The organism is Arthrobacter sp. UNC362MFTsu5.1, assembly GCF_000685965.1.
GTDB lineage: Bacteria > Actinomycetota > Actinomycetes > Actinomycetales > Micrococcaceae > Arthrobacter.
This window is the reverse complement of sequence record NZ_JMLE01000003.1, coordinates 97545-111762: the sequence shown is the minus strand read 5'-3', so window position 1 is coordinate 111762 and position 14218 is coordinate 97545. Positions and strand designations below refer to the sequence as shown.

At 65.6% G+C, this 14218-nt stretch carries 14 protein-coding genes; 9 read left to right on the top strand and 5 right to left on the bottom strand.

Features of this window, described 5'->3' with window-relative positions; translation table 11 throughout:
- The first annotated feature begins 125 nt into the window (after positions 1–125).
- From BS38_RS0104790 to BS38_RS0104775, 3 genes are all read left to right on the top strand, one after another.
- Positions 126–1025, top strand: coding sequence for a polysaccharide deacetylase family protein (locus BS38_RS0104790; protein ID WP_043437683.1), 900 nt, complete (start codon positions 126–128; stop codon positions 1023–1025).
- Between the two features lie 236 nt (positions 1026–1261).
- Positions 1262–2353, top strand: coding sequence for a type I restriction endonuclease (locus BS38_RS0104785; RefSeq protein ID WP_028269755.1), 1092 nt, complete (start codon positions 1262–1264; stop codon positions 2351–2353).
- 289 nt (positions 2354–2642) lie between these two features.
- The gene (locus BS38_RS0104775; RefSeq protein WP_028269754.1) at positions 2643–3491 is read left to right on the top strand and encodes an HAD-IIB family hydrolase; all 849 of its coding nucleotides are present in this window, start codon (positions 2643–2645) and stop codon (positions 3489–3491) included.
- A 99-nt stretch (positions 3492–3590) separates the two neighbouring features.
- Here the strand turns inward: BS38_RS0104775 and BS38_RS0104770 are convergent, their stop codons facing one another.
- Complete coding sequence (locus BS38_RS0104770; RefSeq protein WP_028269753.1) at positions 3591–4388, bottom strand: GOLPH3/VPS74 family protein; 798 nt, start codon at positions 4386–4388, stop codon at positions 3591–3593.
- Positions 4389–4538: 150 nt separating this feature from the next.
- On the opposite strand from BS38_RS0104770, the gene BS38_RS0104765 reads away from it, so the two are divergent.
- The gene (locus tag BS38_RS0104765) at positions 4539–4799 is read left to right on the top strand and encodes a hypothetical protein (protein ID WP_028269752.1); all 261 of its coding nucleotides are present in this window, start codon (positions 4539–4541) and stop codon (positions 4797–4799) included.
- Positions 4800–4896: 97 nt separating this feature from the next.
- On the opposite strand, the gene BS38_RS24410 is transcribed toward BS38_RS0104765, so the two are convergent.
- Positions 4897–6396, bottom strand: a complete 1500-nt coding sequence (locus BS38_RS24410; protein ID WP_231511080.1) for an HNH endonuclease signature motif containing protein — start codon at positions 6394–6396, stop codon at positions 4897–4899.
- 56 nt (positions 6397–6452) lie between these two features.
- Positions 6453–7337, bottom strand: coding sequence for an aminoglycoside phosphotransferase family protein (locus BS38_RS0104755; protein ID WP_028269751.1), 885 nt, complete (start codon positions 7335–7337; stop codon positions 6453–6455).
- Between the two features lie 224 nt (positions 7338–7561).
- On the opposite strand from BS38_RS0104755, the gene BS38_RS0104750 reads away from it, so the two are divergent.
- From BS38_RS0104750 to BS38_RS24405, 3 genes are read left to right on the top strand one after another with little or no spacing between them, the layout of a single operon-like run.
- Complete coding sequence (locus tag BS38_RS0104750; RefSeq protein ID WP_028269750.1) at positions 7562–8980, top strand: class-II fumarase/aspartase family protein; 1419 nt, start codon at positions 7562–7564, stop codon at positions 8978–8980.
- Positions 8977–10509 carry an SLC13 family permease gene (locus BS38_RS0104745; RefSeq protein ID WP_028269749.1) on the top strand — a complete coding sequence of 511 codons (1533 nt, stop codon included), beginning with the start codon at positions 8977–8979 and terminating at the stop codon, positions 10507–10509. Before BS38_RS0104750 ends, BS38_RS0104745 begins: the two co-directional genes overlap by 4 nt.
- A 37-nt stretch (positions 10510–10546) precedes the next feature.
- Positions 10547–11581 carry a LacI family DNA-binding transcriptional regulator gene (locus tag BS38_RS24405; protein WP_051628729.1) on the top strand — a complete coding sequence of 345 codons (1035 nt, stop codon included), beginning with the start codon at positions 10547–10549 and terminating at the stop codon, positions 11579–11581.
- Between the two features lie 40 nt (positions 11582–11621).
- Here the strand turns inward: BS38_RS24405 and BS38_RS0104735 are convergent, their stop codons facing one another.
- A complete protein-coding gene (locus BS38_RS0104735) occupies positions 11622–11801 on the bottom strand; it encodes a hypothetical protein (RefSeq protein ID WP_231511079.1) in 180 nt (59 codons plus the stop codon).
- 260 nt (positions 11802–12061) lie between these two features.
- On the bottom strand, positions 12062–12406 hold the full coding sequence (locus BS38_RS24400) for a CBU_0592 family membrane protein (protein WP_051628728.1): 345 nt from the start codon (positions 12404–12406) through the stop codon (positions 12062–12064).
- A 195-nt stretch (positions 12407–12601) separates the two neighbouring features.
- Between BS38_RS24400 and BS38_RS0104725 the strand changes: the two genes are divergently transcribed.
- Together BS38_RS0104725 and BS38_RS0104720 are read left to right on the top strand one after the other, a co-directional pair.
- Complete coding sequence (locus tag BS38_RS0104725; protein ID WP_028269747.1) at positions 12602–13525, top strand: LysR family transcriptional regulator; 924 nt, start codon at positions 12602–12604, stop codon at positions 13523–13525.
- Between the two features lie 69 nt (positions 13526–13594).
- On the top strand, positions 13595–14197 hold the full coding sequence (locus BS38_RS0104720) for a TetR/AcrR family transcriptional regulator (protein WP_028269746.1): 603 nt from the start codon (positions 13595–13597) through the stop codon (positions 14195–14197).
- Positions 14198–14218 lie beyond the last annotated feature (21 nt).

The following is a 14218-nucleotide window of genomic DNA, read 5'->3' as shown; positions in this document are numbered from 1 at the left end:
CTTCCCGCCGTCGTCCGTTTGTGTTAAGCGGCGCTTCCTCGTTGTTCGTTATCGGCTGTTATGGTTCGGGGTGCCAACACCAAGCTGCTGGCACCCGCCGCCAGGAAGAACAGAGGGACCCCGGCATGCCTGCAGATGGCCCGCGCCACCGCAAATTTCTGACCAGCCGTCGCGCGTTCCTGCTGACGGCGGCTGCCATTTCGCTTGCGGGCTGCGCTGCCAACACCCCCGAGGCCGGAACAGCCGACGAGGTGGCAGCCAACGCTGTGGCGGCTCCGCCTACTCCCGTTGTTACTGCGGCAGCCCAGGCGCCCGCCCCCGTGCCTCCGGGAAGAGACAGTATTGTTTCCTCGTTCGCGGGCCGGCCGCCGAACTCCTGGGGGCTCCAACTCCCCGGAACGGCGACGAGGCTCGCCGCCGGTGCCCAAGGCGTGGCCCTGACGTTTGACTGCTGCGGAGGACCCGGCGGAAACGGCGTGGACCAGGCCCTCATTGATGTGCTCAGGCACACCCGGACACCGGCAACGTTCTTCCTCAACTCCCGATGGATCCAAGCCAACCCTGGAACCGCGAAGTCGTTGGCAGAAGATCCGCTGTTCGAAATCGGAAACCACGGCACGCGGCATGTTCCACTGTCTGTTTCCGGACGCGCCGCATACGGAGTTCCTGGCACGTCCAGCCCGGCGGAAGTTTACGACGAGATAATGCTCAACCAGGAGGCCCTGCACCGCCTCACCGGCACCGCTCCCCGGTATTTCCGGCCCGGCACCGCCTACTTCGACGATGTTGCCGTGGCCATTGTCCGGGAACTCGGCCTGGTCCCGGTGTCCTTCAGCATCAACGGCGACGGCGGCGCCACCTACCCCATGCCCGTAGTTCTCCGCGAGGTGTCCGCCGCGAAACCTGGCGACGTCATCATCGCGCACGCCAACCACCCAAACGGCGGAACCGCGTCGGGGATCACGCGCGCACTGCCCATCCTGCGCGCCGCGGGACTCGAACCCGTCCGGCTCACAGTCACCTGATTTCGGTCAAACAAAGACTGGCCCCGTGGTGGAAATCAATATCGGCCCTTCAGGAATAAAATTCTGCGTGTGCCCCCCGTGACGCTGGAACCCAACCAGCTTTCCTTGCTCGAGGCAGACATCGAGGCCGCCAATCAGGAGTGATTCAGGACTAGGGACATCTAGATTCCGCGACTTCCTCAAATTGTCGCGGCGCTGCGCTACCGTTGCACCACCATCATTTCTTAGGGGGACAATTGGAGTTTGCAGAAAAGCTTTCAGCGTTGGCAGCAAAGGTGCGCCAGCAGCGGGGTGTGATCCAAACGGAAGAAGCAACAAAGAATGCCTTTGTGATGCCCTTCATTTCCACAATTCTTGGCTACGACGTCTTCAATCCCATGGAAGTCGTTCCGGAGTTCATCGCGGATGTCGGACTTAAGAAGGGCGAAAAGATCGACTACGCGATCGTCAAAGACGGCGAAGTGCAGATCCTGATCGAGTGCAAGAAGTCCACGGAGCCGGTCAAGATCGAACACGCATCGCAGCTGTTCCGGTACTTTGCCGTCACTAACGCCAGGATCGCAATCCTCACTAACGGCGAGGTATACCAGTTCTTCACTGACCTCGATGCGCCGAACCGCATGGACGCCAAGCCGTTCCTGGTACTCGATTTGAACGATATCGACGAGTCGCTCATTCCGGAACTTCAGAAACTATCCAAAGACATCTTTGATCTCGATTCGATCATCAGCGCCGCTGGCGAACTGAAATACATCGGCGAACTCAAAAGGACACTCGCGGCACAGTTTAAGGAACCGGAAGACGAATGGGTCAAGTTCCTCACGGGCCGCGTATATCCGGGCCCTTATACGCAGAAAGTGCGTGAGCAGTTCACCGCTTTGGTAGCTAAAGCGTCCAAGCAGTTCCTGAACGACCAAGTGAACGAGCGTCTGAAGAAAGCCCTCGGCGCCCCGGGCTTCCCCCAGAATGACGACCCTGCCGCCGCCGCCAGTGTAACCAGTGCACCTGTGGCCGAAGCAGACCTGGCCGAGGCGGACGGGCTGGAAACGACGCTCGAGGAAATCGAGGGTTACCAGATTGTCCGGGCCATCGTCTGCAGCGAAGTGAAGCCGGCTCGCGTAGTACAGAGGGACGCCAAGTCGTATTTTGCGGTGCTGCTAGACGACAACAACCGCAAGCCAATCGCGCGCTTGCACTTCAACCGCACCCAGAAGTACATCGGAATCTTCGACGACAACAAGGAAGAGACTCGGGTGCCCATCGGCTCGCTGGAAGAGATCTATGAGCACACAGAGGCCCTGCGCGCGAGCGTCAAGAGCTACCTGTGAGTGCCGCCGCCTCCGACCTGGATCTCCTCCTGACCGCCATCGCGGCCGTGCCGACGCCCTGGAAGAAGTGGCCTGGCGGTTATCCGGACCGTTTGTAGGCTCCGTTTAGATCAAATGCCCTGAACCCCAGAGCAGGAAGCGGCAGTCGACGGCGGGAAGTCCCGCCGTCGACCGTTTCAGTTTCGTACCGCTCCCCTGCGGCGTCGAGCGCGGAATAGTTGGACTGAGTCGCTGCGGCAGCCGGGCGCCGGTTAGCTCGGGATGTTGCGCATGGGTATGATCCGGGATCATGAGCACAACGCCGAGTACCGCTGGAACTGTCCGGGCCGTCTTCCTTGACGTGGACGGCACCTACGCGGACTACGGCGTCGTCCCCGAGGGCCACATGCGCGCGGTCCAGGCCGCGCGGAAGGCAGGACACCGGGTCTTCCTATGCACCGGACGCCCGGTCTCAATGTTGCCCAAAAGCATTCTCGCCGCGGGTTTCGACGGCCTCGTGGCCAGTGCCGGCGCCTACGCCGAGGTGGCCGGGACGGTGCTGATGGACCGGCGGTTCCCGGCCAACCTTGCGGCCAGGACGGTCCGGGCGCTCGACGCGCACGACGCCGTCTACATCCTGGAAGCCCAGGAGGCGCTGCACGTGCCACCCGCTGCGCTGGAGCGGTTGCGGGTGATTCTTGACGCCCATTTCGAGCAGGCACCCGGAGGCCCGGTAGGGTCGTCCGACATCCTCCGCGCGGTGCGCCCCACCTCGAATGGGGCCGACGTGCAGTTCTCCAAGGTGTCCGTGTTTGACTCCCCCGTGGCCATGGAGGACCTGGTCGGGGAAATTGGCGGGGCCATTGCCGTGGTCGCGAATTCGGTGGCTGACGAGGGCCGGCACGCGGGGGAACTGTACCAGCGCGGGATCAGCAAGGCCGACGGCGTCGCGGCCGTCATTGCCCATCTGGGCATCGCCCGCGAAGACACGATTGCGGCCGGCGACGGCGCGAACGATCTGGAGATGATCGCCTTCGCAGGAATCGGCATCGCCATCGAAGGATCGCTCCCGGAGCTGGTGGCACTCGCCGACCTGACGGCCGCTCCTCCCCGGCAGGAAGGGCTCGTTGCGGCCTTCGCGGAGCTCGGCCTCATCTGATCCGGCGGGTAGGGGCCAGAGCACGAACAAGCAACGTTCTAGCGTTCGACGGCGGGACCTCCCGCCGTCGAACGTCAACCGTCGGAGCCGTTCCCGGCATCACAAGGTTGCAGCCTCTTCCTCCGCCAACCTGATCAGGCGAAGTTCGTCCTCCACCGCACGGGACGGCCAATAGCTCCTCGCCAGCTCGTTTGCCCGGCTTCCGTCAGCCTCCGGGAAGAGCTTCCCGAACAGTCCGGCCGCCTGAAGCAGTGCGATCAGTGCTGTGATCCTGGCATCGGGCGCCTGGGCACCAGGCTTCGCAGGAGCGGGTTCCGCGGCACCGGGCGCCTTGGCCTGGGCGGTGCCCGAGTCCCCTGCCGCCGAGTCCGATGCCGCGGTATCAACCGCTTCGGCTTCAGCGTCGGTCACTTTGGACGCAGACGCCTCGGGGTCGGACAATGCACCGGTGAGGGTGGCCTGGATCTTTTTCAGCAGCGCTTCCTCCGGTGCGTGGTCCTTCTCGGGGTACCGCACGGCCCGGAAGCGGCCCAGATGCTTTTCGCCGACATGTTCCACGATGCCCCGCGACGCCATCCCCTCATAGATGCGCCGCACTTCGGCCCGGCCCTCCAGTATGGCGACCCACGCCTTGGGAGTGTGGGGCCGGGACTTGCCGCGGATGAGTTCCAGCTCCTGCAGGAAGTCCGTCCTGGGGGCGGCGTCTGTAGCCCTGATGTGCTTCCCCTGCAGTTCGATCGCACCGAGCAGGGCCAGCTCGGCCAATATTGCCCCTGCCGTAGTGGTTCTGAGCGCGAACACGGGCACTTCAGGTTTGCCGTCTTTGTCGTTTGTAGCTAGAAGCAGGAAGGCCTGGGGAAGGCTCAGTTCCACCGCTTTTGGTGTTTCAGCATCCATAGCATCATGGTGGCCCTGTTGGGCAGCCACCACAATGAGGAATTGCTACCGCCGCATTCGACGCCGTGGTACGTTCACGATGATCAGGATGTCCCATGCGGCCCCTATCCAGCCCGGCTCCTGGCACAAACCCAGAAAGCGGAGGCAACGATGCCAACTCTATTGGTCTTCCACGAGGTCGACGATGTTGAGCACTGGCTCAGCTCACCAAAGCGAGAAGAAGTATTCGGGCCGCTGGGCATCACGGTTCGAACGTTCAGCGACCCGGCGAAGAGCCAGCGTGTGGGCCTGATCGTCCAGGTCCCGGACATGGAAACATTCCAGCGAATCATGGAGTCCGAAACGACAGCCGACGCAATGAAATTCGACGGCGTCCGTCCGGAAACAATCCTGGTTCTCGTCGAGTCCTAGGCGGACCGCCCCGGATCGGGAACGCAGCCAGGCGCGGCGGCGCCTTGGGTGGCCGCCGCAGTCGAGGCGGCCGGGGCAGGCAGGACAGGCATCGATCCTAGGCCGCGATGAATAGCTCCCAGTCAGGGAAGGGATCCACCGGTAATGGTGGCCCCGTCTCGCCGGGACCGGCGGCACCGGCAAGTCCGTCCGGCCCTGTGGGCGGTTCCCACTCCGGATCTTCGCCATCTTCGCCCGCGATGCCGGGGTGGTCGGGCCAGTGTGGTGGTTCCCAGTCCTGTTGTTCGCTGGGATATGCGCGTCCCGAAGGTGAGATCCAGCCGGGCCGCTGATCCTTGGTGGCGCCAACGGGTTTCCAGCGTGAGCTGTGTTTCAGGCGGTGGTGTTTGCGGCATGGCTGGCCAAGGTTTGAGATTCCGGTGCCGCCTCCGTCCGACCACGCCAGGAGGTGGTCCGCTTCGTTGTCCAGTGAGTGGTTGTTGCAGCCGGGGAAAGGACAGCGGCCATCCCGAAGCCGCAACCACTGGCGCATCGCTTTCGGAACCGGGTAGCTGGTGCGCCCTATTTCCAGCGGCGCTCCGCTGCGCGGGTCTGTCAGGACGCGCATCAACGATGTGGCGCCGTCCGCGACAAGCCGGCGGGCCATGCTGGCAGGTATGGGACCATACCCGTCCAGGGTGGCCGGTTCGGTCGCTACCCCGAGAAGCGAGAACACCGGAACGGTGACCAGGACCTGCGCCCGCGGGGACGGGGTTCCTTCCGCTATCCCTGCTAGCAGCCAGGATGTGGCGACGTCGGCACGGAGCTGGGTCAGGGTCCGGGCTTCGGCCGGGCCCTGCAGGGCGCGCGCCGCGTCCGTGGCACGGGACCAGACACCCGCCGCCACATCGGCGGCCACGTAGGCGGAGAGCCAGGCCATGCCGTCCCGGTCCGGGACAAGTTCCAGCCGGCGCTCCTTCGCACCCTTGCGGTGGCGGGCTTCGATGCTCACAGGATGGTGCCGTTCACGCCAGCTGCGCGCCTTGGCCCGGAACCTGCCCGGCACCAGCTCACCGGCCGGGCAGCCACGCGCAGCAAACGGGGCTGCGGGGTCCAGGAAGTGAGCCTCGAGGGCAGCAGCGGCGGCGGGGTCCAGGCCGGATGTTTCATCGCACATCACCCGCGCGTGCTGCCATGAAATGGTCCCTGCCCCCAGCGCAGCGAGCGTCAGCGGCAAGCCCTCGGTCAGGGTGGCTGAATCCGCCAGGAGCGCGGCGGCCGACCGTTCACTCACCGTCAGGACACAGGCCACCTCTGCTGTCACCGCCATTTCCCGGGCGGTGCACTCCTGCGGGGAACCGGCCGGGGCCGCCAAGGCCGCGGCAGCGTGGACGTATCCGGCGGCAAAATGCACCTTCAGCGCGGCCATCATGGCCTCCAGGCCACCCACCTCAGCCAGGCCGTCCAGGCACGCGTCCGCCTCGTCCTGGAGCGGGTCAGCCCCGGCCGGGGCCACGTTCCCGGCAGCGTTTCCGTCCACGCGACCGGCACAGGCAGCCAGCGCAACAAAGGAGGCCGCCATGGCCTCCAACGTCGCCGCAACAGCTGTGCTTTCCATACCCACAGCATGTCAGCGGGCACCGACATTTAAGGGCCGGCATCAGGGGTGCAAAGTCAGGCTTCCAGGATCTGGCTGATCCCGAACTCTCCCACGGCAAACATCCGCGGATTGTCGTCGGAGTTGCTGAGCATGGCCGTGGACAGGACCAGCGCCCAGCCGAGTGCCCTCATCCAGGTGTCCCCGCCGGCTGCGGGGCCAAAGGCGCCCATGAAGCGGCGGCGGGCGCCGGCGTCGAACATCAGCCACGCCACTGCGAGGTCAACAGCCGGATCCCCTGCCCCGACGTCGCCGAAATCGATGACGCCGGCCAGCGAGCCGCCGTCCGCCAGCAGGATATTGCCCGGGTGAAGGTCGCCGTGGAGCATCATCGCCGGACCAGCCCAGGCTCTAGCGGCACTGGCCTCCGCCCACACCGCACCCAGCGCTGCTGCCTGCGGGTAACGTTCGCGGTCCCTGAGCCGTTCCACCACCGCTGACTCACGGTCCGTCAGCGGCACACCGCGGAAAGGATTCACCGGGACGCCGGATTCGGCGGGCACGTGCAGGGACAGGAGGAAATCGGCCAAGCCTTCAGCTGCCCGGCCGCGATCTGCCGGGCCGACGTCCGCCGCGGCGTCTCCGGGCACCCACCGCACGATGCTCCACGGCCAGGGAAAGTCCGACGTCGGCCGGCCGGCATGGACGGGGACAGGAACCGCAACCGGGGAGCGGCGGGCGATGTCCGGAAGGTAGCGCTGCTCGTGCAGTATCAGCGGAACGGCCTCGGCCCGGCGCGGCAGCCGGACGGCCAGGTCGTCGCCGAGCCGGAAGGTCGCGTTGTCCCAGCCGTTCTCAATCCGCACCAAAGGGCGATCACCGAGATCGGGCCGCTGCTCCAGGACGAGGCGTTGGACGGCGGTGTCACTCACGTCAAGCGTGGCTGGTGGCATTCCCGCCATTCAGAGATCCGCCTCCCTTGATCCTGCAAATGCGACCGGGTCGTTTCCTTGTCCGAATATAGTTCAGATTCCGCCCGGCAAACCCCTGCACCTTTGATTGTGATCTTGACAACATCGGCAGCACCAGCTCTAATGGATTCGAATCCACTTCCCGCAAGGCGATAACAACTATCGCAGAGTGGATTCGAATCCACTGCAACGACGCAACTGAAGGCAGGCCAACGTTGACCTCTACCCCTTTCTCCCTGCTCATGCACCTGGTCGGAGATTCCCGACAGGCTGAGCTCTTTTCTCCGGCGGAAGCCGTTGAGTCCTGGCTGGCCGCCGAGCGGGCCCTCGCGCTGGCCCAGGCCGAGCTGGGCATCATCTCGCAGGAGGACGCGCAGGCGATCGCCAAGGCTGCCGTCCCCGCGAACATCGACCTCGAGCGGCTGTGGTCCTCGGCCCGGAACGTGGGCTACCCGATCCTCGGCGTCGTCCGCGAGATAGCGGCAGCCCTCCCGGAAGGCGCCAACGGCCGCGTGCACTACGGGGCAACCACGCAGGACATCATGGATACCGGCCTGGCCCTGCAGCTCCAGCGTTCCCTGAAGCTCCTGGACGACGACCTGGAACGCCTGGGCGACCGCCTTGCCGAGCAGGTCCTCACCCACAGTGCGACCCTCATGGCCGGCCGGACCCACGCCCAGCAGGCCGTACCCACCACCTTTGGCGCCACGCTGGCCACCATGCTGAACCAGTTCACCCGTCAGCGGGAGCGTCTCGCCCAGGCACTCCCCCGCATCGCCGTCATCTCGATGTTCGGCGCCGGCGGAACCTCAGCCGCGTATGGGCAGCAGTCGGCTGCCCTGCGCACGCGGGTGTCCGAGATCCTGGGCTTGGAAGACACCGAGGTGCCCTGGCACGTCGAACGCGACAGCCTGGCCGAGTTCGGCTGGTTGTGCGTGACGATCACCGCCTCGTGCGCCAAATTTGCCCGCAACATCGTGGACTTGTCCCGCACCGAGATCGCGGAAGTGTTCGAGCCCTATTCCCCGCACCGGGGCGCGTCGTCCACGATGCCGCAGAAGGTCAACCCGATCTCCTCCGAACTGATCATCGGCCTGTCCGGAACCGCCGGGGCGCTTGCTTCCTCGCTGGCCCGCATCCAGGAAGCAGGCCACGAACGGAGCGCCGGCGAGTGGCAGATCGAATGGCAGGTCATCCCCCAGCTGGCCTCGCTTGCCGGCAGTGCCCTGCGGGAGACCCTGGTCATCGTTGACGGCATGCGCGTGGATGCGGAGCGGATGCGCCGCAACATGGAACTCGACGGCGGCCTGGTCCTTGCCGAGGCGCAGATGATCCAGCTCGCCGAGCAGGTGGGGCGGGAAAAGGCCCACGACCTGCTGTACGCGGCGTCGACACGCGCCCGCGAATCCGGTACCGTGCTCGCCGACGCACTCCGGTCAGTGGCTGCTGAACAGGGGATGTCCGCGCTGCTGCCCGAATCCCTGGTTCAGGCCCGCGACTATCTGGGCGAGGCCGAATCCATCTGCAAGACTGCAGTCAGCATCTGGCACTCCAGCACGCCGCTGCCCGCCACGTGCCCTCCCATCGCTGACCTGGCGGTAGCCGCCAACGGAGTCGAAGGAGACCCCGCATGAGCGCAACAGAGGTAACTACCCACAACGACGTCGGTGAAGCCAGCCGGTTCGACTACCTCCGTGCACGCGCCGGCCTCTGGGCAGTCGTTCCGCTGATGGCCCTGGCCATGTTCCTGCCGCAGGGACTGCCGTGGGAACAGCGTGCCATGCTCGGCGTGCTCAGCTTCATCGTCCTCTTCTGGGTCACGGAGACCATCCCGATCCCCGCCACAGCCCTGATCGGCATCGCCCTGCTGGTGATCCTCGGCGTCGGAACCCCCTCGGCTGTCTACTCCGCGTTCGGCTCACCCACGGTCTTCCTGGTCATCGGGGCCTTCATCCTGGCCCGCGCCATGACCGTTCACGGCCTCGACCGCAGATTCGCCCTCCGTGTCCTGTCACTTCCCAAAGTCGGTGACAGCACCCACCTGACCGCGCTGGCTTTCATGATCGTGGCAACCCTGCTCGCCATGCTGGTTTCGGCCTCCGCGACCGCCGCCATGCTCCTCCCGATCGGCATCGGCGTCGTCCGCACGGTCGGTGACCTTATCCATGACCCGGCCAGCGGCCGCAAGAGCTACCAGACGCGGTTCTCCTGCATGCTGATGCTGGCCATCGCCTACGGCGCCGGCGTCGGCTCCGTCCTCACCCCGGTCACAGGCATCGCCAACGTCATCGGGCGCGGGACCGTGGAGCAGATGACCGGATACAAGATCCCCCTCTTCGACTGGGTGTCCATCTCCGGCCCGTACGTCCTGGGCCTGGGGACACTCATGTTCATCGCCCTGGTGTTCATGAACAAGCCCGAAACCCACCACATCCCGAACGGGACGGCATCCTTCCGCCGCCAATACGCCGAACTCGGCCCCATGACCCGCGGCGAGAAGATCGTTGCCCTGGTCTTCGCCCTGACCGTGCTCCTGTGGACCTTCCCGGCCCTTGTCACCACCCTCAACATCACGGATCCGGTTATCTCCACCATCGCCTCGCACCTGAACGAGGGATCCGTCGTCGTCCTGCTGGCGGGACTCCTGTTCCTGATCCCCACCCAGAAGAAGACCCCGACGCTGGAATGGAGCGAAGCCGCAAAAATCGACTGGGGAACCGTCATCCTGGTGGGCGTCGGACTGACCGTCGGTGCCATGATGAAAGCCACCGGCCTGGCCGAAACCATCGGCGCCGCCGTCGCGGACGTCACCGGAGTCAACAGCGTCCTGCTGCTGTGCCTCGTGGCAGTCGTGCTTGGCATGGTGATCTCCGAAACCACCAGCAACACAGCGAGCGTCGGGATCGTAGTGCCCATCATTATCCCGATCGCCGTGGCCATCGGCGTCGATCCGCTCATCCCCGCCATGGCGGCCATCTTCGGCGGCAACGCCGGCGCCATGCTCCCGGTCTCTACGCCCCCGAATGCGATCGTGTACGGTTCCGGCTACGTACCGATGCTGCGCATGATCAAGACCGGCGTCGTCGCAGACCTGGTCACCATTCCGCTGATCCTGCTCACCGTGATCGGCATCGGCAGCGCCATAGGCCTGTCACTGCCGTAGTCACTGCGTACCCGGCCCCGCCAATAAGATGGACTCCATGGTCAAACTGACGGACGTCGCACGAGCCGCCGGGGTCGGGTACGGCACAGCTTCGCGGGCACTCAGCGGGAAGGGACCCGTGGGCGGCGACGCTCGCACCCGCGTCCTCGAAGCCGCACGGCAGCTTGGCTACACCGGCGACGCCACTGCCCGCGCACTGCGGGAAGGCCGGACTCGCACCGTTGGCCTCATCGTTCCCGACATGACCAACGAGTTCTACACGTCCAGCGCCGAAGTCCTCCAGGACGTGCTCCGGACCGCGGGCCACCACCTCTTCGTCGCCACCACGGGGAACCACCCGGACCGCGACCATGAAGCACTTCGGGAAATGGCCGCCCGGCGGGTCGACGGCATCGTCCACGTACCTGTCGGGCCGCCACCGGCAAATCCCCTGCCGGTCCCCATCGTTGAACTCAACCGATACAGCGGACGGAACGTCCCGGCCGTAGTCAGCGACGACCCCGCCGGCGTCAGCGAACTCACCGAATTGGCCATCGGCGCCGGCTACACCGACATCGCCGCGATTGTCGGGCCCGAGGTGTACAGCACCAGCCGCGACAGGCTCGCCGGTTTCAAGGCCGCCGCCCTAAGTGCGGGATTCGACGAAAACGCGGCAACCGGCAAACGCTTCCGTGTGGTGTTCTCCGATTTCTCAGCCGACGGCGGCGCCCGCGCAATGCGCTCCTTGCTGGATGATCCGCCACAGGCCGTCCTTCCCCTGAGCAGCCGGCTCGTGTTGGGCGTCCTCCGGACCGCGCGGGAAGCCGGCATCAGCATCCCCGGGGACCTGGCCCTGGCGGGGTACGGCGATCCGGACTGGTTCGAAATCTGGGGACCCGGCATCACCACCTTCGCTCCGCCGCTGGCCGAAATGGGAGCGAGAGCGGCCGAAATCCTGTTGGACCTGATCAACGGCAACCACCCGGCAGCCTCTGTCCACCGGATCCCTGGAGAACTTCGCCTCCGCGGGACATTGGCCCAGGCGGATCCCGGCCACAAGCCCGGTCAGGCAGCCTCGGCTAGCGGCCGGTAGTCCCCGGCTGAACCGTCACGGCACGGCGGGAACGCGGCGGTCAGTGGATGCGGTGCGTATCCGGTTCAATGGCCCACGCAAGCCGGTGGAGCAGGCTGGCGATCCGGCCCCGCATGGCGGACCACCGCGACAACTCAAGTTTGGTTTTCCGGTGCACCCGCGGGGCATTCGGGAGCGCGCTCGTGGCGGTGTCGTCTGTCCCGGCAAGGAAAAGTGCCATGAAACCTGAACTGTCCATAGAGGTATATCCCTGAATTATTTGAAGGTGTTGCCTGCGAGCGAGGACCAGCGGCTCCGAGGCGAGCGGATTCTTCAGGCGGAAGGACCGGCACACGCGGCCCAAGCCTTACCTTGATTATCAGACAACCTCGCCGCAATCCGCCAACCAGTTGACCAATTGTTACCGCCCGCGAAACGCAGCGGACGACGGCGGGACCTCCCGCCGTCGTCCGCTCAACAGTCGTCCGCTTGAGTTTCGGCCTAAGTGAAGCTGGGTGCCCTGGGTGCTTCGACGATGGCCATCTGGCCGGTTTCGGGAACGCCGGGAAACTGCACGTGCGGGACCTCGACGGCTGGGACCGGCGCCGCCTGCGTGGACCGCATGCGAAGAAGGGCCACTGCGGAAATGAGGAACCAGGCGATGTTCGTGACCACCGACGGCCATGCCTCGTGGAAGGCGCCGTTGACGATGAAGGCGCAGGAACCGAGGAGATTCGCGATCTGGAAGCCCTTTCCGGCCTTCAGCCACCCCATGGACACAGCCAGGTACGCACTGAGGATGGCGACAGCGCCTGCCCAGCCGGCAATTTCCCAGAGCAGTTCCATGATGTCCTTTCGGGGGTGATGCCCGGCTGCCATCCGCAGGGCGGAGTGGACAGCTGGCGGGCTAAATTTTCGTGTTCGGGGCTGGTTCCGATTGGATCAGGCATCCCTGGATTTGGCTTTCAACTGCAATTATGAGGTCGACATGCCTGTAGATCAATTGCATTCCTCTGAAGATGTGGTTTAGAACTACTTAACATGGATATCGATCCGCGCCGGCTGCGAATTCTCCTTGCGGTTGCCCGCGCCGGCGGAGTGCTCGCCGCGGCTGACGAACTGGGGATCACGGCGTCGGCCGTGTCCCAGCAGCTCAACAAACTGGAGGACGAGACGGGGCATGCGCTGGTGGTGCGCACACCCAAAGGCTCCGTTCTGACACCCGCAGGCCTGGCCTTTGCCGAAGCCGGCGAGGAGATCGAACGCGCACTCAGTGTCGCCCGCGCCCGGATGGAGAGCGGGGCCAAGGTCGCAGGGGTGGTGCGGGTGGGAGGATTCACCAGCTTTGTCCGCACGGTGGTGATCCCGCGCCTGCCCGAGTGGCGCACCCGCTACCCGCAATTGCAGATCCGGATAGTTGAAGACGACTTCCCCGACCTGGTCCGGATGCTCCGCCAGCGCGCGCTCGACGCCGTGGTGGTGGAGCTCGATTCGACGACGGCCGCCCAAGGTTCGCTGTCCGCCGGAATGATCGAGGAGCCCCTCCTGGACGAGCCGTGGAAACTGGTGGTTCCCGCCGGCGCCCTGCTCACCACCGAGAACATCGACCTTGGCAACCTGCCGATTCCCTGGCTCGGCGTCGACGCCTCCGCCGCCAACGCTTCGGTCCTCGGCCGGCTCCGTCAGGCTACGGGCGCCCGGATGGAGACGGTTCATCAGTACCAGGAGACGCTGACCGCGCTGGCACTCGTCGCGGCGGGCGAGGGCGTTGCGATCGTGCCCACCCTCGCGTTGAGCGGCGTCAGCCACGACGGGGTGGACGTCCTGGACGTCCCCGGCCTGGGCACGCGGCGCATCGTCCTGCGGCGGTTCGACCGGCGGCGGGCAGCCAGCACGCCCGTGGACACCGTCGCACGCCTTCTGCGGGAATCGGCGGCTGCGTTCGACACGCGGTCCACCTCCTGACCGCCTACACGCAAGGTCACGCGGCCCCTCAAAGTGCACTCGTGACGGGTTAGGCAATAGTCTGGCCAGATGGGGACCAAAGCCGTGAACTCCGGCGAACAGATGGACAGGCAGTCGCGCATTCTCGAGGCGGCGCTGGACTTGCTGTCCCGCCACGGGATCTCGGGGGTGAGCATGCGGGCCGTGGCGCGCGAGGCCGGCGTCGCGCTGGGCCTGGTGAACTACTACTACGACGACAAGACGAGCCTCATACGGGCAGCCCTCCGCCGGGTGGACGAGCACGACCTCCTGCTGGTGGCACCCGACCCCTCGTCAGACCCCGAGGAACAGCTGCGCAAGGCCCTGCGGCGAGTGGCGGCCGCTGATCTGCTGACCACCCGCTACCTGTCCCTGCGCCTCCACCTTTGGGCCCTCGCCCAGGCGGACGAGGGCTATGCGCAGATCAACGCAGAGGCCTTCGACCGCTATCTCGACGGCCTCGCGGCACTCGTTTCCAACGCGCAACCCGACCTGTCCTGGGAGGCCTGCCGGGACAGGGCGGCCGACATTGTGGTCATTCAAAACGGCATGTGGCTGACGGCGCTGCTCGGCGTTGATCCGGCCGCCATCCAGCGAAGCATCGCCCGCACGGAGGAAATCGCCTTCGCGCCGCTTCACGACCACACCGTCTAGGACCACACTCGGGGCACGGGC